The organism is Bradyrhizobium sp. Kon69 (assembly GCF_055807515.1).
Genome location: NZ_JBVVOS010000001.1, coordinates 435762 through 451541 on the forward strand (window position 1 = coordinate 435762; position 15780 = coordinate 451541).

At 65.3% G+C, this 15780-nt stretch carries 15 protein-coding genes; 10 read left to right on the forward strand and 5 right to left on the reverse strand.

Annotation, left to right across the window (positions count from 1 at the left end):
• Nucleotides 1–31: 31 nt before the first annotated feature.
• Nucleotides 32–715, reverse strand: a complete 684-nt coding sequence (locus tag AC0L3U_RS02160) for a helix-turn-helix domain-containing protein (protein WP_473360490.1) — start codon at nucleotides 713–715, stop codon at nucleotides 32–34.
• Between the two features lie 209 nt (nucleotides 716–924).
• Here AC0L3U_RS02160 and AC0L3U_RS02165 point away from each other — a divergent pair, with 209 nt between their 5' ends.
• The 3 genes from AC0L3U_RS02165 to AC0L3U_RS02175 all read left to right on the forward strand — a co-directional run bounded on the left by AC0L3U_RS02165 (nucleotide 925) and on the right by AC0L3U_RS02175 (nucleotide 4984).
• Nucleotides 925–2421, forward strand: coding sequence for an amidase (locus AC0L3U_RS02165; protein ID WP_473360491.1), 1497 nt, complete (start codon nucleotides 925–927; stop codon nucleotides 2419–2421).
• Nucleotides 2422–2507: 86 nt separating this feature from the next.
• Nucleotides 2508–3734, forward strand: a complete 1227-nt coding sequence (locus AC0L3U_RS02170) for an MFS transporter (RefSeq protein ID WP_473360492.1) — start codon at nucleotides 2508–2510, stop codon at nucleotides 3732–3734.
• Between the two features lie 17 nt (nucleotides 3735–3751).
• Nucleotides 3752–4984, forward strand: coding sequence for an NAD(P)/FAD-dependent oxidoreductase (locus AC0L3U_RS02175; RefSeq protein ID WP_473360493.1), 1233 nt, complete (start codon nucleotides 3752–3754; stop codon nucleotides 4982–4984).
• 73 nt (nucleotides 4985–5057) lie between these two features.
• Here AC0L3U_RS02175 and AC0L3U_RS02180 read toward each other — a convergent pair whose 3' ends face one another.
• Nucleotides 5058–5894, reverse strand: coding sequence for a helix-turn-helix transcriptional regulator (locus tag AC0L3U_RS02180; RefSeq protein WP_473360494.1), 837 nt, complete (start codon nucleotides 5892–5894; stop codon nucleotides 5058–5060).
• Nucleotides 5895–5983: 89 nt separating this feature from the next.
• Here AC0L3U_RS02180 and AC0L3U_RS02185 point away from each other — a divergent pair, with 89 nt between their 5' ends.
• Nucleotides 5984–6862, forward strand: a complete 879-nt coding sequence (locus tag AC0L3U_RS02185; protein ID WP_473360495.1) for an SDR family oxidoreductase — start codon at nucleotides 5984–5986, stop codon at nucleotides 6860–6862.
• 26 nt (nucleotides 6863–6888) lie between these two features.
• Here AC0L3U_RS02185 and AC0L3U_RS02190 read toward each other — a convergent pair whose 3' ends face one another.
• From AC0L3U_RS02190 to AC0L3U_RS02200, 3 genes are all read right to left on the reverse strand, one after another.
• A complete protein-coding gene (locus AC0L3U_RS02190) occupies nucleotides 6889–8223 on the reverse strand; it encodes a dicarboxylate/amino acid:cation symporter (RefSeq protein ID WP_473360496.1) in 1335 nt (444 codons plus the stop codon).
• Nucleotides 8224–8307: 84 nt separating this feature from the next.
• Nucleotides 8308–8862, reverse strand: a complete 555-nt coding sequence (locus AC0L3U_RS02195; RefSeq protein ID WP_473360514.1) for a biotin transporter BioY — start codon at nucleotides 8860–8862, stop codon at nucleotides 8308–8310.
• An 87-nt stretch (nucleotides 8863–8949) separates the two neighbouring features.
• Nucleotides 8950–10137, reverse strand: coding sequence for a pyridoxal phosphate-dependent aminotransferase (locus AC0L3U_RS02200; protein WP_247361260.1), 1188 nt, complete (start codon nucleotides 10135–10137; stop codon nucleotides 8950–8952).
• Nucleotides 10138–10357: 220 nt separating this feature from the next.
• Here AC0L3U_RS02200 and AC0L3U_RS02205 point away from each other — a divergent pair, with 220 nt between their 5' ends.
• The 6 genes from AC0L3U_RS02205 to AC0L3U_RS02230 all read left to right on the forward strand — a co-directional run.
• The gene (locus AC0L3U_RS02205; RefSeq protein WP_473360497.1) at nucleotides 10358–11761 is read left to right on the forward strand and encodes a M48 family metalloprotease; all 1404 of its coding nucleotides are present in this window, start codon (nucleotides 10358–10360) and stop codon (nucleotides 11759–11761) included.
• Between the two features lie 141 nt (nucleotides 11762–11902).
• A complete protein-coding gene (locus tag AC0L3U_RS02210; protein ID WP_473360498.1) occupies nucleotides 11903–12670 on the forward strand; it encodes a DsbA family protein in 768 nt (255 codons plus the stop codon).
• 240 nt (nucleotides 12671–12910) lie between these two features.
• Nucleotides 12911–13750, forward strand: a complete 840-nt coding sequence (locus tag AC0L3U_RS02215) for a DUF1236 domain-containing protein (RefSeq protein ID WP_473360499.1) — start codon at nucleotides 12911–12913, stop codon at nucleotides 13748–13750.
• A gap of 264 nt (nucleotides 13751–14014) precedes the next feature.
• Complete coding sequence (gene aroQ, locus AC0L3U_RS02220) at nucleotides 14015–14482, forward strand: type II 3-dehydroquinate dehydratase (protein WP_456764528.1); 468 nt, start codon at nucleotides 14015–14017, stop codon at nucleotides 14480–14482.
• A 37-nt stretch (nucleotides 14483–14519) separates the two neighbouring features.
• On the forward strand, nucleotides 14520–15008 hold the full coding sequence (accB, locus tag AC0L3U_RS02225) for an acetyl-CoA carboxylase biotin carboxyl carrier protein (RefSeq protein ID WP_473360500.1): 489 nt from the start codon (nucleotides 14520–14522) through the stop codon (nucleotides 15006–15008).
• Nucleotides 15009–15068: 60 nt separating this feature from the next.
• Nucleotides 15069–15780 (forward strand): biotin carboxylase N-terminal domain-containing protein (locus AC0L3U_RS02230; RefSeq protein WP_473360501.1); only part of this gene is annotated, 712 nt, incomplete at its 3' end.

Here is a 15780-nt window from a genome sequence, read left to right on the forward strand (position 1 = left end):
CGTTTTTCGTTCCATGCTCTCTTTTTGCTGTTCAGAGCGACGGCGGATCGCCTTCGATCGGCGGCACGTCGCGCGATGCGATCCGGCGAAGCTGATCGTAAAGGTCAGGCGCTTCGCTGGTGCAAAGGCAGACGCCTTTCGCAGCGGGCGCTTCGCCAGCGTTGAGGTAGGCGTGGCCCATGGTGCTGTCGAGATAGATGCCGTCGCCCTCGCCCAGGATCTCCGGCGCGTAGAACTCGGTGTGGACGGCAACGCGTCCGCTCGTCACCACGAAATATTCCTCACCTGCGTGGCGCAGCAGCGGACCGAACTCCTCCAGCGAGCGCGCCCGGACTTCGGCCAGGATCGGCACCATGCGTTTGCCGATCAGATCGGTGCATTGATAGGTGTAGGTGTAGAATCCGGTCGTGATCACCTGCCCCTGCCCGGCGCGGCTGATGCTCCGTCGCGCCGTGACCGGCCGGCTCTGCTCGGGACGCGGGGGCACCGGATTGAACAGCTCGGCGATCTCCATCTTCAAGCCGGAGGTGAGCTGGAGAAGCTTGTCATAGGTCAGCGACATCAGGCCGTTCTCGACCTTGGACAGGGTCGACAGCGCCATGCCGGTCCGCTCCGCCACCTGCTTGAGCGTCAGCCCCCGCGCCTGACGGGCAGCCTTGAGGCATTGGCCGAGCTGGGAATTGGCGCCCTCCGGCGTGGTCAGGATCTCGCTCATGCAGCAAGGCTACCACGGCAACAGAGAAATTGTTTGACCGATCCACTTAATCTTTTCGACTGAGGGCGGCGCCAGGTTCCGCATCTGGTCGCGGCTTGGGCAGGTAAACCAGCATTTGTGCATGAAACGGCCGGTTCTGACGAATATTGGTGCGCAGCCTTCACTTTCCGATATGCTAAATCGTTTTCAAATCTTGAAAGGGATTGGCATTGTCCGACCTTTGCGATTCCAGCGCCGTTGAGCTGCGCCGCCGCCTGTCCGCCCGGGACATCTCGCCCGTCGAGCTGCTGGAGTCGTGCCTGTCGCGGATCGCCACCGTCAATCCCGCCGTCAACGCCGTCGTGACGCTGGACGTATCAGGCGCTCGCGCCGCTGCCAGTGAAGCCGAGGCCGCCATCCTGCGCGGCGAGGATCATGGCGCCCTCCACGGCCTCCCTGTTCTCATCAAGGACACCCAGGACACTGCTCGCCTGCGCACCACCTATGGCAGCCCGTTGCACACGGACAACGTCCCGCTCGCCGACCAGGCCTCGGTCGCGCGGCTGCGCGCAGCTGGCGCCATCATCTTCGGCAAGACCAACACGCCGGAATGGGCGGCCGGCGGCAACACCCGCAACCCCGTGTTCGGCGCGACCGGCAATCCGTTCGATCCGATGCGCTCGGCGGCCGGCTCCTCCGGCGGCTCGGCGGTGGCGCTCGCCTGCGGCATGGCTCCGCTCGCCTCGGGGTCGGACACCGGCGGCTCATTGCGCAATCCGGCGGGCTTCGCCGGCATTGTCGGCATGCGTCCGTCCTATGGACTCGTCGCCAGCGAGAAGCGCGTGTTCGGCTGGTCCAATTTGTCGACCGACGGGCCGATGGCGCGCAATGTCGCCGACACCGCGCTGATGCTGTCGGTGATGGCGAGCGACGATGCCCGCGATCCGCTCGCTTATACGCTGCCCGGCGAGTCCGTGCGCGCGCGTGCCGAACGCTGGGCCGCGCCGCGCCCCGCAGAGCTCGGCAGGCTGCGCCTCGCCTTCACCGAAGGTTTCGGCTTCGCCCCGACCGAGCAGGCGATCCGGCGCGTGTTCCGGCAGCGCGTGAGCAAGCTTGCACCTCTCTTTGCCGAGTGCCGCGAGGCGACGCCGGATTGCTCCGGTGCCGACGACGCCTTCGCCGTGCTGCGTGCAGGCATGTTCCTGGCGACACATGGCAAGAACTACAAGGAGCGGCCCGAGATGCTCGGGCCGAATGTCCGCGCCAATGTCGAGGAAGGCCTCGGCTACACGCTCGAAGATCACGCGCGCGCCGCAACGACGCAGACGCGGATCTATCGCGCCTGGCAAAGTTTCTTCGAAAGCTGCGACGTGCTGATCAGCCCGACCATCACGCTCAGTCCGCGGCCGTGGTCGGAGCCGTATCCCGCGGAGATCGACGGGGTACCAACGAAATCCTACTTCCATTGGCTCGCGCTCGCTTATGCGGTCACGCTTCCCGGCCATCCCGCCATCAGCATTCCTCTTGGCCTCGATGAAGCCGGGCTTCCTTTCGGCCTGCAGATCGTCGGTCAGCGTGGCGGTGACGCCGCCGTGCTCGCGGTGGCCGCGAGCCTCGAAGCAGCGTTCGTCGGCGACGCGCAATTGTGCCGGCCCGCGCCCGATCTGGCCCGGCTTGCCGCGGCGCCGCCGCTGTCGGCTGCACCCGGCTTCCTGACTTGGGAATGATCAGAACTTGGGAATGATCAGAACTTGGGAATGACCTGAACGCGGCAACGACCGAAGCCAGCCCTGGCAGAGCAACGGAGACGAGGATGACGGAATTGCCGAGGAAGACCAGCGTCGTCGCATTCGTCCTGCTCTACATCGCCTACTGCATCTCCTATGTCGACCGCGCCGCGATCTCGCTGGCGCTGGCCCAGATCGGCAAGGACTTCAATCTCCAGGCCGCAGATCTCGGCATCGTCATCAGCGCGTTCTTCCTCGGTTATGCCGCGATGCAGGTGCCGGGCGGATGGCTCTCCGACCGCTTCGGATCGAAATATGTGGTGATCATCACCATCGTGATGTGGTCGCTGTTCACGGCGTTCACGAGTCTTGCCTGGTCACTCACCTCGCTGATCGCGATCCGCTTCATGTTCGGCATCGCCGAGGGCGGCTTCCCGCCGGCGAGCATCCGTGCCGTCGCCGAGGTGTTCAAGAAGGACAGCCGGCCGAAGATGTCGGCGCTGCTGCTGTCATCCAACTATGCCGGCAGCATGATCGCGCCGCTGATCATGGCGCCGTTGATCCTCTGGCTTGGCTGGCGCCATGCCTTCAACGCGATCGGCATCGCGGGCATCGTGTTCGCGGTGGCCTATTTCGTCTTCGTCCCGTATCTGGGCCGCCCGGGCGCGAACGATCCGACCCCGGCGGGGACGAAGGCCGAGAACCGTGCGCCGATGCGCGAGCTCATGAAGAATCCGCTGCTGTGGCAGCTGATGGTGGTGTGGTTCGGCCTCAGCTGCGTCAACAAGGGCCTGGATTCCTGGATGCCGCTCTATCTGCTCCAGCAGCGCGGGCTCGACCTCAAGACCGTCGGCATCGTGGCGCCGATCCCGTTCGTGATGGCGACGATCGCGACTGCGATCGGCGGCTGGGTGATGACGACGTTCTTCGCCGAGCGCGAAAAATATCTGCTGATCGGCGCCTCCGCATTGACCGGCATCTTCCTCTACGCCATGTACAAGGCGGAGACGATCGCGATGCTGATCACCTACCAGTCGGTGGTCTATTTCTTCAAATCCTTCGTGCTGGCCTCGGTGATTGCGCTTCCGACCAAGCTGCTCCGCGACGACCAGATCGGATCCGGCATCGGCATGGTCAATCTCGGCGGCCAGAGCGCGGGCTTCGTCGCACCCGTTGCGATCGGCTTCATCGTGACCGGAACCGGATCGTTCGATGCCGCCTTCGGCTTCCTCGTGGCGATGACGGCGTTATCCGTCGTGGTCGCCGCGACCATCAACACGGCAGAGCCGAAGCTCACGCCGCAGACGGCCTGACAGGAGAATTTCTTCCGATGCAAAGCGCGATCGTCCTCGGCGGCGGCATGATCGGCGTCAGCGCGGCGCTGCACCTCCAGCAGCGCGGCTGGTCCGTCACGCTGATCGACCGCAGGGAGCCGGGCCGCGAGACCAGCTACGGCAATGCCGGGATGATCCAGGCGGAAGCAGTGCGCCCCTATCCGATGCCACGCGACCTCGCCACGCTCCTGAAGATCGCGACCGGCCGCACCAACGACGTGCGTTACAGCCTGTCGTCGCTTCATCTCCATATCGAGCCCCTGCTCCGCTATTGGTGGCATTCGGCGCCGAAGCGGCATCGCGAGGCGATCGACGCCTGGGCGCGGCTGATCGCCTACGCGACGGCGGAGCACGACATCCTCATTCGCGAAGCCCACGCCGACAATCTGATCCGCCGCGCGGGATACCGGCACCTGCATCGCGACGCAGCTTCGTTCGATCTCGCCGTCAAGGCGGCGGAAGAGGACCAGCGCGAGTTCGGCGTGAGGTTTCGTGCGCTCTCGGGCGCCGAGCTCGCCAAGGCCGAACCTGTCCTGCGCGACGACCTGCCCGGCGCGATCCATTGGCTCGACACCTGGACCGTGTCCGATCCCGGCGCGCTGGTCACGGCCTATGCCGATCTGTTCGAGCGCCTCGGCGGCACCATCGTGCTTGGCGATGCCCAGAGCTTGCGGCAGACCGCGACCGGCTGGTCGGTCGAGACCGACGTTGGACACATCGACGCCGCCCACGCGGTGGTGACGCTCGGGCCGTGGTCGCCCGATCTGCTGCTCAAATTCGGCTATCGCATCCCGCTGGTGCGCAAGCGCGGCTACCACATGCATTACAGCGGTGGCGCCTCGCTCGATCTGCCGCTGGTCGACAAAGCCGGCGGCTACGCCATGGGTCCGATGGCCAAAGGCATCCGCATCACAACCGGCGCGGAGCTGACCGGCCTGGACGCGCTCGCAACGCCCGTGCAGCTCGCCAGCGCCGAAGCCTCCGCGCGCGAGCTGATCGATCTCGGCAAGCGGGTCGAGCCCGACCCGTGGTTCGGCACCCGGCCCTGCACGCCCGACATGCTGCCGGTGCTCGGCCCTGCCCCACGCCATCCCGGCCTCTGGATGAACTTCGGCCACGGCCACCAGGGCTTTACGCTGGGGCCCGCGACCGGGCGCCTGCTCGCCGAGATGATGAGCGGCGAAACGCCGGCGATCGATCCGACGCCGTACCGGCCGGAGCGGTTCTAATTCCCAGTGTTGACGGCAAGCACCGCGCGCGCGTCGCCAGATGCAGGTTGAACGCGCGAGTTCGCAAATTCCGTCAGCCGGCGCGCTCGGCGAGAAGTGTCCTGATGCGTTCGGCATCATCAGGCGTCGCCGGATTGTAGACGACCATGCCGAGATCGGGCCTGCCATCGACGGCAAAGGCCGAATATTCGAATGCGATCGGACCGAGCACGGGGTGGCGTAGATGCTTGACGCCTTCGCCATGGGCGCGGACGTCGTTGTCGCGCCATAGCGATGCGAATTCGGGGCTGAGGCCGCAGAGCTCGTCGACGAAGTCGGCGACATGCGAGACGGCCCCGGCCCGCGCTGCATCCGCCCTGAAGGCGGCGACCACGAAGCGGGCCACACTGTCCCAGTCATGTTGCGCGGCGCGCACCCGCGGCTCGCAGAAGATCAACCGCAAGATGTTGCGCCGCTCCGGCGGGAGGTTGGCGTAATCGGTCAGCACGATGGTCGCCGCGCGATTCCAGGCAACGACGTCCCAAATTGCAGTTCTGATGATCGCCGGGCTGGTCTCGAGCGCGTCGAGCACGCGCTGCAGCCGCGGCGAGACGCCTTCGCTCGCCTGGTAGCGCACCTTGGGCGGGCGGCCGAGGCCAATCAGGAACAGGTGCTCGCGCTCGACATCGGTCAGCATCAGCGCTCGCGCGATGCGGTCGAGCACATCGGGCGATGGCGCGCCGCCGCGGCCCTGCTCCAGCCAGGTGTACCAGGTCGGGCTGATATTGGCGCGCTGCGCCACCTCCTCGCGACGGAGTCCCGGCGTACGCCTGCGGCTCCCCGCGAAGCCGAACGCGGCGGCGTCGAGCCGGGTGCGGCGGTCCTTGAGGTAGGTCCCCAAGAGGTTCTCGGCTGTCGCGCTCTCGCTCATCCTGTTAGCTATCATACCCGGATAATGTCACTACTTTACCCGGATAATCCTAGCGCAGATGGTCGTCTCCACCAACTCTGGAGATACTCATGCGTGTTTTCGTCACTGGCGCCACCGGCTTCGTCGGCTCCGCCGTCGTGCGCGACCTGATCGCTGCCGGCTACCGGGTCACGGGCCTCGCCCGCTCCGACGCGGGAGCCGCGGCGCTCGCCGCGATGGGCGCCGATGTCCACCGCGGGTCGCTGGAGGATCACGCGTCCCTGCGCAGCGGCGCGGCCGCCTCCGACGGCGTCCTGCACCTCGGCTTCAACCACGACTTCTCGAAGTTTCTGGACAATTGCGAGCTCGACCGCCGCGCCATCCTCGCGCTCGGCGAGGAACTGAAGGGCTCTGGTCGCCCCCTCATCGTCACCTCCGGCGTCGCGCTGCTTGCGCCCGGCCGCCTCGCCACCGAGGACGATGAATCATCGCACCGCTTTCCGCGCGTGTCGGAAGCGACCGCGCTGTCGCTGGCCGGCGTCCGCGCCGCCGTGGTGCGTCTTCCGCCCTCCACGCATGGCGAGGGCGACCACGGCTTCGTCCCGATCCTGATCAACCTCGCGCGCCAGAAAGGCGTATCGGCCTTTGTAGGCGATGGCAGCAACCGCTGGCCCGCCGCGCACCGCATCGATGCCGCGCGCGTCTACCGGCTGGCGCTGGAGCAAGGCGCAGCTGCGAAGCACTATCACGCGATCGCCGAGGAAGGCGTGCCGTTCAAGGCGATTGCGGAAGTGATCGGCCGGCGGCTCGGCGTGCCCGTGGTGTCCCAATCGCCCGAAGAAGCGGCCGCGCATTTCGGCTGGTTCGCACAGTTCGCGGCCGCCGACGTTCCGACCTCGAGCGCGAAGACGCGTGCTGCTCTCGGCTGGTCGCCCAAAGAAAAAGGGCTGATCGAGGATCTCGACCAGCCCTATTACTTCAAGATCTGACGGCGCTCGGCACCGCCAAATGCAGATCAGTCCGTCGTGACCGCCGTTTCCATGTCGGTCGGATCGATCTGCCTGGCGAGGTTGGCGTTGAGCTTGTCGCGATCGAGTTCGCCCTCCCACCAGGCGACGATCACGCAGGCAACGCCGTTGCCGCACAGATTGGTCAGCGCGCGACACTCGCTCATGAACTTGTCGATGCCGAGCACGATCGCCATGCCCGGCACGAGGCGCGGATCGACCACGGCGAGCGTCGCCGCCAGCGTGATGAAGCCCGCGCCCGTGATGCCGGAGGCACCCTTCGAGGTCAGCATCGCCACCACCAGGATCGTGAGCTGCTGGCCGAAGGTGAGATCGAAGCCCAGCGCCTGCGCGATGAACAGCGTCGCCAGCGTCATGTAGATATTGGTGCCGTCGAGATTGAACGAATAGCCCGTGGGCACCACGAGGCCGACCACCGACTTCGAGCAGCCGAGGCGCTCGAGCTTTTCCATCAAGGACGGCAACGCGCTTTCCGAGGACGAGGTGCCGAGCACGATCAGCAGCTCGTCCTTGATGTAGGCGAGGAACTTGAAGATGGAGAAGCCGGCGACGCGCGCGATGATTCCGAGCACGACGAACACGAACAGCGCCGCGGTCACGTAGAACGTCGCGATCAGGCCGACCAGGTTGAGGATCGCCCCGGTGCCGAACTTGCCGATGGTGTAGGCCATCGCGCCGAAGGCGCCGATGGGGGCTGCGCGCATCACGATGGAGATGACGCCGAACACCGCGTGCGCGGCGTCGTCGATGAAGCTGCGGATGGTGTGGCCGCGTTCGCCGAGCCCCATGATGGCGAAGCCGAACAGCACCGAGAACAGCAGCACCTGCAGGATCTCGCCTTGGGCGAAGGCACCGACGACGGTGTCCGGAATGATGTGCAGCACGAAGTCGACCGACTTCTGGCCTTCGGCCTGCTTGGCGTAGTTGGCGACGGCCTGCGCGTTGGCGGCGGCGCCGCCGAAGCCCGCACCCGGCTTCACCAGATTGCCGATGATAAGTCCGATCACCAGCGCGAAGGTCGAGACGATCTCGAAATAGACCAGCGCCTTGACGCCGATGCGGCCGACCTTCTTGGCGTCCTGGATGTGGGCGATGCCCGAGACAACGGTGCAGAAGATGATCGGCGCGATCACCATCTTGATCAGCTTGATGAAGCCGTCGCCGAGTGCCTTGATCCACTCATTGGTGGCGACTGACGGCCAGAGCCAGCCGACGATGGCGCCGAGCACGATCGCGATCAGCACCTGGATATAAAGGACTTTGTACCACGGCTTTGCGGCGGGCGGCGCGACCGGCGCCCCCACCATCGTTGTCGTCGTCATTGTTTCACTCCCCCTCAAAACGCCAGGCCAGCCAAGATCAACTTGGCCGGCCCTGTCAATCGGAACTGCTCGTTATTGCGCGCTTTACCTGGGATCGACGACCCGGCGTATCGCCGGCATCAACGTCGCGCCCAGCGCGTTCTTGACCAGCGAGGCCGCAACGAACGGCATCAGGCCGACCTGCCACGCCTTTGCGGCGCCAAGGCCAAGGCCAAAGGCCAGCCAGCCAAAGCCCGCGGCCAGAATGAGGATGTGGCCGGCCGCCATAGCCGCAAACAGCAGCGTTACGCTGCGATCCCAACCGCGCTCGGCGAGCCAGCCGGTGACGAAGGCGGCGCCAATGAAGCCGAATAGATAGCCTGCGGTCGGGCCGACCAGCGGTGCGATTCCACCAACGGGACCGGCGAACACCGGCAGGCCCATTGCGCCCTCGGCGAGGTAGGCGATCATGGTTGCGCTGCCAAGCAGCCAGCCATAGGCGGCGCCGATCATCAACACGACCAGCGTCTGCAACGTCATGGGCACGTAAGGCAACGGCAGGTTCACCTTGGCTGACAGCGCCATCAAGGCGGTGCCGAGCGCAATCAGCACGACGGCGCGCAAGGCGCCGACGGTTTCACCCGGCCGGACTGGCCACATCAATGCGGCGAGAGGAGAATGCGTGGCGGTAGACGGGACGAAACGGTCAGACAAGTTGCACTCCAGAAGGCTGTCGAAAACTGGCGGCTATTTAAGCCAGTGAGCGATCCGGTCAACTGCTTCCCGCATCTCCGCAGCCGAACGCGCATAAGAGAGCCTTATGAATGAACGACCATGGATGGGATCGAAGTCGAGCCCCGGCGTGACCGCGACATGGGCCTGTTCGAGCATCTGCTTGGCGAACTCGAAACTGTCGGAGGTGAAGTCCGAGACGTCCGCATAGAGATAGAATGCACCGTCGGCCGGCAGAAACCTGGTCAGGCCGGCCTTGGGCAATCCCTCGATCAGGATGCGCCGGTTTTCCTGATAGCCGTGCTTGATCTCCTCCATCTCGGCCGCGCCGTCGAAGGCCGCTTCGGCCGCGATCTGCGACAGCGACGGCACCGAGATCGACAGGTTCTGCTGCAGCCGCTCGATCGGCCGCACCAGAATCTCGGGCACGACCATCCAGCCGACGCGCCAGCCCGTCATGCAGAAATACTTCGAGAACGAGTTGATCACGAGCGCGTGGTCCGACAGCGCCGCCGCCGTCACCGCGGGAAACGCGTAGTCGAGCCCGTGATAGATCTCGTCCGAGATGAAACGGATGCCCGCGTCTTCCGCCGCCGCGATCAGCCCGGCGAGCGCCTCGCGGGACATCATGGTCCCGGTCGGATTGGCGGGGCTGCCGACCAGCACGCCCTTCAGCGGCGCCTTGCGATGGGCGGCCAGCAGCGCCTCGCCGGTCAACGCATGGCGCGTCTCGTTCGTGGTCTCGATCAGCACCGGCTCGCAGCCGAGCGCCGTGAGGATATGACGGTACGGCGGATAACCCGGCACCGTTACGGCCACGCGGTCGCCCGGCTCGAACATCGCGAGGAATGCCAGAATGAACCCGCCGGAGGAGCCGGTGGTCACCACGATCCGCTCGGGGCTGACGTCACAGCCATAGGCATCGCGATAATGCCGCGCGATGCGTGCGCGCAAGGAGGGGATGCCGAGTGCTGAGGTATAATCGATCCGCCCTGCCTCGAGGGCCGCATGGGCGGCCGCAATCGCGGTCTTCGGCGCGCCGGCGGCGGGCTGGCCAACCTCCATGTGGATCACATGGCCTCCGGCCGCTTCGATCCGGGCCGCCGCGGCCATCACGTCCATCACCATGAACGGGGGAACATCGCTGCGGCGGGAGGGCGCGAGCCACTCTCCCAATCGGTTCCTCAAGGTCGCATCGTGCATCGATTTCTGCTATTCGCTGGCGGGGCCGATCCGTCCGACCCGGGAAAAACGGGGTGCTTGCGCCCCAGACTGGCCGCATTGTACGGCTCATAAGGGGTACGGCTCAAAGGGGCATATCGCGTATCCGGTCCGCCGCCAATCGCCAAAACCGATCACTGAACGGCTTGACCAGGAATGCCTGACAAGCCTGCTGACAAGACCGTTTGACCCAGACCGCTTGATGTTGTTCCAGATCGCATTGCGCAAGAAGGCCACCGCCCTCACCTCCCTCGTCGCGGCGACTGCGATCGCGCTGACGCCGTTCTCGGCCGCGCATGCGCAGGCCAAGGGACCGCCGGTCCTGCGCGACACCGAGACCGAGCAGCTGCTGCGCGAATACACGCGCCCGATCCTGCGCGCCGCCGGTCTGGAAAAGCAGAACATCCAGATGGTGATCGTCAACGAGGGCTCGTTCAACGCGTTCGTCGCCGATGGCCGCCGCATCTTCGTCAATTACGGTGCGATCCTCCAGTCGGAGACGCCGAACCAGATCATCGGCGTGCTCGCGCACGAAACCGGGCATCTGGCCGGCGGCCATCTGTCCAAGCTGCGCGAGCAGCTCGCCAATGCGCAGACCCAGATGATCATCGCCATGCTGCTCGGCGCCGGCGCGATGGCCGTAGGCAGCACCCGCGGCAGTGGCAGCGCCGGCAACAATGGCCTTGCCAATGCAGGAGCCGCCGCCCTTGCCGGCCCCCAGGAGATGATCCGCCGGACGCTGCTGTCCTACCAGCGCCAGCAGGAGGAGAACGCCGATCGCGCCGGCGTGAAATTCCTGACTGCGACCCAGCAGTCGCCGAAGGGCATGTACGAGACCTTCAAGCGCTTCACCAGCGAGAGCCTGTTCGCGGCGCGCGGCGCCGATCCCTATCTCCAGTCGCACCCGATGCCCGCCGAGCGCGTCGCTTCCCTGCAGGAGTTCGCCAGCTCCAGCCCGTACTGGGACAAGAAGGACGATCCCGCGCTCCAGCTCCGCCACGACATGGTGCGCGCCAAGATCTCCGCCTTCATGGAACGGCCGGAAACGGTGTATCGCCGCTATCCCCTGACCAACGACAGCATGCCGGCGCGCTACGCGCGCGCCATCAGCACCTATCTGCACGGGGATTTACGCAGCGCGCTCACCCAGATCGACGCGCTGATCCAGGTCCAGCCCAACAATGCGTATTTTTACGAGGTGCGCGGCCAGGCCCTGCTGGAGGGCGGCAAGCCTGCCGAGGCGATCCCTGCCCTGCGCAAGGCTGTCGCACTTTCGAACAACGCGCCCCTCATCGAGATGTTACTTGGGCAGGCTCTGGTTGGGTCCGATAATAAGGCCTACACCGATGACGCCGTTCGGATTCTCCGGGCCGCGGTCGCACGGGAACCGGAGGCCATTCTCGGCTACATGCAGCTCGCGATGGCCTATGGCCGGAAGGGCGACTATGCCGAGGCCGATCTGGCGTCGGCGCAGGCCGCTTATCTGCGCGGCGACAACAAGACCGCCCGCGAGCTTGCGACGCGCGCGAAAACCCGTTTCGCCGTCGGCACGCCCGGATGGGTCAAGGCCGACGACATCGTGGCGTCGAAACCGCCGCGCAACTGACAAGACCAAGACGACCTGACAAGACGACGCCTTACGCCACGATGCCTTAAGAAACGACGCCTTACGAAACGACGTCACGACACCGAGCTTAAGTCCGCCGGGACGTTTTCCGAAACCTGCTTTGGATAAGAGGATTTGCCTATGCCTTCGCTGCGCCTGCTTGCTCCCGCGCTGTTTGCGCTCGCCATGTTCGGCGCAGCCGCGCCCGCGTCGGCCGACAGCTTCTCCGATGCCCAGCGAACGGACATCGAGGCGATCGTCAAGAACTATCTCGTCACCCATCCCGAGGTGCTCGAGGAAGCGATGGCCGAGCTCACCAAGCGCCAGGCCGCAGCCGAGACGCAGAAGCACGAGGCCAGTGTCGCCCAGAATTCCGACGCGATCTTCAACTCGCCGCGCCAGGTCGTGCTCGGCAACAAGGACGGCGACGTCACCTTCGTCGAGTTCTTCGATTACAATTGCGGCTACTGCAAGCGCGCGATGGACGACATGCTCACCCTCATGAAGGCCGATCCGAAGCTGAAGGTGGTGCTGAAGGAGTTTCCGGTACTGAGCCAGGGTTCGGTGGAAGCAGCCCAGGTCGCCGTCGCGGTGCGCATGCAGGATCCCTCCGGCAAGAAATATCTCGATTTCCATCAGAAGCTGCTCGGCGGCCGTGGCGCGGCCGACAAGGCGCGCGCGCTTCAGGCGGCCAAGGAAGCCGGCCTCGACACCGCTAAAATCGAGAAGGACATCGGCAGCGCCGAGGTGCGCACCACCATCGAGGAGAACTTCAAGCTCGCCGAAGCAATGGGCATGAACGGCACGCCCAGCTACGTGATCGGCAAGCAGATCGTTGTCGGCGCCGTCGGTGTCGATAGCCTGAAGGAAAAGATCGCTGTGGCCCGCTGCGGCAAAGCGACCTGCTAACAAGGCAACTTGCTAACAAGGCGACTTGCTGACAGCGATCTGCGGATCACGTCTACAACTCACGCATGCAACGAGGCCGGCTGAAAAGCCGGCCTTTTCATTGCGCCGAAATCTGGCGCGCGCGTTCATCGGGCATTCAACAAACAAATGCCGCGGAACCGCCAATGTTCCGGAACTCCTGATACCTCCTTTCGTTGTCGGCGCGGGCAATGACGCAGAGAAACACGTGAGGAGAATTCAATGTCTAACCGCTTTATGATCTCGGTCGCCGCGCTCGCGCTCGTCGCCGGCACCGGTCTGGCGAACGCGCAGGGCACCATGAACCGCGACAGCGGTGGCGGTGCAGGCGCGCAGCCGACGCAGCATTCGCAGCCTTCCGGCGCCGCCGAGCGCGGCGGCTCGATGGGTAAGGACTCCGCCCAGGAGAAGGGCACCGTCGGTCAGACTGGCGGCGCCATGAAGTCCGGCGGTGCAGCCGAGGAGAAATCGTCGGGCGGGATGGATAAGTCCGGCGCGATGAACAAGAACGCGGCCGACGAGAAGGCCGGCGCGGCGAAGGGTGAGCACGCCCAAGGCGCGCAGGATAAGTCCCCGCAGGACAAGTCCATGCATGACAAGTCAGCGCAGGACAAGGCAGCCCAGGACAAGTCAAAGAGCACGATGGACAAGTCCCAGACGGACAAGTCCAAGAGCACGGAGACTGACACCAAGAGCGGCAATATGAACGCCCAGACCAAGGGCGCAGACAGTCAGACCAAGGGTGCGGACAACAAGGCTGCCGATACCAAGTCTCAGACCACGACCGGCACGGCCTCCGCGACCGCTTCTGCACCGCCGCCCGAGAAGCGGACCGAGATCACATCCGCGATCAAGTCGACCAAGATCGAGGAAACGACCAACGTCAACTTCAACATTTCGGTCGGCACGACGGTCCCTGCCAGCGTTCATTTCCACCCGCTCCCGCCGCGGATCGTCGAGATCTATCCGGAGTGGCGCGGCTACGAGGTGATCTTCGTGCACGGCCAGTACGTCATCGTTCGTCCGCAGACGCGCGAGATCGTGTACGTCATCGAGGGGTAAGCCGGTCCGCTGACCGACCCGTCCCGCACGAGCCCCCGCCGAGAGATCGGCGGGGGCTTTCGGTCTCTCGGGAGACCCCGCCCCTCTGGCACTGCGGCAGCCATGGTTCGGACTGGTTAACAAGCAATTTCCGTAGCTTGCGCACAGGTTTTTGCACCCCGGATGAGGCATCTGAAGCCAGCTCGGAGGTCCTTCAAGGCTTCCCCTCACGCGCTTTGTTACCTATAACCCCCGCCACGCCGAAGCACCTCTTGCGGGATTGGAATGGCCGAACCAGCAACCGACACGATCCTTGTCCTGAACGGGCCGAACCTCAACATGTTGGGGACACGCGAGCCCGAGAAGTACGGGCATGCGTCGCTGGCCGACGTCGAGGCCCTGTGCCGGGAGACGGCGGCTATGTTCGGCCTCAAGGCCGACTGCCGGCAGTCCAACCGCGAGGGCGAGCTGATCGACTTCATCCACGAGGCACATGCCCGCAAGATGAAGGGCATCATCATCAATGCCGGCGGCTATTCGCACACCTCGATCGCGCTGCACGACGCGCTGCTCGCGGTGCAGATCCCGACGGTCGAGGTGCACGTCACCAACATCCACGCCCGAGAGAATTTCCGACATCACTCCTACACCGCGCGCGCGGCCTTCGCCTCGCTCTGCGGCTTCGGCATCGAGGGCTACCGCCTCGCCATCCAGGGCCTTGCCGCCAAGCTCGGCATCAAGCCCAAAGCCTGACGCTCTCCCATCACACAGAACATTCGGATCAAACAACATGGCGCGCCAGCCAGACGACAAAGCAGCCGCAAAGTTTTCCAGCGAGGATTCCGCCCTCGTCCGCGAGCTCGCCTTGCTGCTCGATGAGACCAGCCTCACCGAAATCGAGATCGAGCGTGCCGGCCTGCGCCTGCGCGTCGCCCGCAACATCAGCGTCGCCGCGACCATGCCGATGCAGATGGCGGCTGCCCCGGCCGCCCTCCCGGCGGCCGCAGCTGCCGCCGCGCCTGCCGCCGCCGACCTGTCGAAGCATCCCGGCGCCGTGACCTCGCCGATGGTCGGCACCGCCTATTGGTCGCCGGAGCCCGGCGCCAAGCCGTTCATCGAGGTCGGCAGCAAGGTCTCGGTCGGCCAGACGCTGCTGATCATCGAAGCCATGAAGACCATGAACCAGATCCCCTCGCCGCGCGCCGGCACGGTGACGCAGATCGTGATCGAGGACGGCCAGCCGGTCGAATACGGTGAGCCACTCGTGATCATTGAGTGACGTTCGAGGGCGGTCTCATCGCCCTCGCCGCTTTCCGCGCGTCAGTCCAATAAGGACACCATGTTCGACAAGATCCTCATAGCCAATCGCGGCGAGATCGCCCTTCGCATCCTCAGGGCCTGCAAGGAGCTCGGGATCGCGACCGTCGCCGTGCACTCCACCGCCGACGCCGATGCCATGCATGTGCGCCTGTCGGACGAGAGCGTTTGCATAGGGCCGCCGGCGTCCAAGGACAGCTATCTCAACGTGCCCGCGCTGCTCGCGGCCTGCGAGATCACCGGCGCCGATGCCGTGCATCCCGGCTACGGCTTCCTGTCGGAGAACGCGCGCTTCGCCGAAATCCTCGCCGAGCATAATCTGCATTTCATCGGCCCGAAGGCCGAGCACATCCGCCTGATGGGCGACAAGATCGAAGCCAAGAGGACGGCCAAGAAGCTCGGCATCCCCGTGGTGCCCGGCTCCGACGGAGGGGTCGGCCCCAACGACGACGCGATGGCGATCGCCAAGAAGATCGGCTTCCCCGTGCTGGTCAAGGCCGCCGCCGGCGGCGGCGGCCGCGGGATGAAGGTGGCCGAGAGCGAGGCCGATCTTCAGGTCGCGCTGTCGACGGCTGCCAACGAGGCCAAATCCGCTTTCGGTGATGCCTCCGTCTACCTCGAGAAATATCTGCAGAAGCCGCGTCACATCGAGATCCAGATCCTCGGCGACGGCCGCGGCGGCGCGATTCATCTCGGTGAACGCGACTGCTCGCTGCAGCGACGCCACCAGAAGG

Excerpts from the sequence above, each read along its gene's own strand:
- AC0L3U_RS02160 (WP_473360490.1), bottom strand. The coding sequence starts at position 715 with ATGAGCGAGATCCTGACCACGCCGGAGGGCGCCAATTCCCAGCTCGGC.
- AC0L3U_RS02170 (WP_473360492.1), top strand. The coding sequence starts at position 2,508 with ATGACGGAATTGCCGAGGAAGACCAGCGTCGTCGCATTCGTCCTGCTC.
- AC0L3U_RS02175 (WP_473360493.1), top strand. The coding sequence starts at position 3,752 with ATGCAAAGCGCGATCGTCCTCGGCGGCGGCATGATCGGCGTCAGCGCG.
- AC0L3U_RS02180 (WP_473360494.1), bottom strand. The coding sequence starts at position 5,894 with ATGAGCGAGAGCGCGACAGCCGAGAACCTCTTGGGGACCTACCTCAAG.
- AC0L3U_RS02185 (WP_473360495.1), top strand. The coding sequence starts at position 5,984 with ATGCGTGTTTTCGTCACTGGCGCCACCGGCTTCGTCGGCTCCGCCGTC.
- AC0L3U_RS02190 (WP_473360496.1), bottom strand. The coding sequence starts at position 8,223 with ATGACGACGACAACGATGGTGGGGGCGCCGGTCGCGCCGCCCGCCGCA.
- AC0L3U_RS02195 (WP_473360514.1), bottom strand. The coding sequence starts at position 8,862 with ATGTGGCCAGTCCGGCCGGGTGAAACCGTCGGCGCCTTGCGCGCCGTC.
- AC0L3U_RS02200 (WP_247361260.1), bottom strand. The coding sequence starts at position 10,137 with ATGCACGATGCGACCTTGAGGAACCGATTGGGAGAGTGGCTCGCGCCC.
- AC0L3U_RS02205 (WP_473360497.1), top strand. The coding sequence starts at position 10,358 with ATGTTGTTCCAGATCGCATTGCGCAAGAAGGCCACCGCCCTCACCTCC.
- AC0L3U_RS02210 (WP_473360498.1), top strand. The coding sequence starts at position 11,903 with ATGCCTTCGCTGCGCCTGCTTGCTCCCGCGCTGTTTGCGCTCGCCATG.
- AC0L3U_RS02215 (WP_473360499.1), top strand. The coding sequence starts at position 12,911 with ATGTCTAACCGCTTTATGATCTCGGTCGCCGCGCTCGCGCTCGTCGCC.
- aroQ (WP_456764528.1), top strand. The coding sequence starts at position 14,015 with ATGGCCGAACCAGCAACCGACACGATCCTTGTCCTGAACGGGCCGAAC.
- accB (WP_473360500.1), top strand. The coding sequence starts at position 14,520 with ATGGCGCGCCAGCCAGACGACAAAGCAGCCGCAAAGTTTTCCAGCGAG.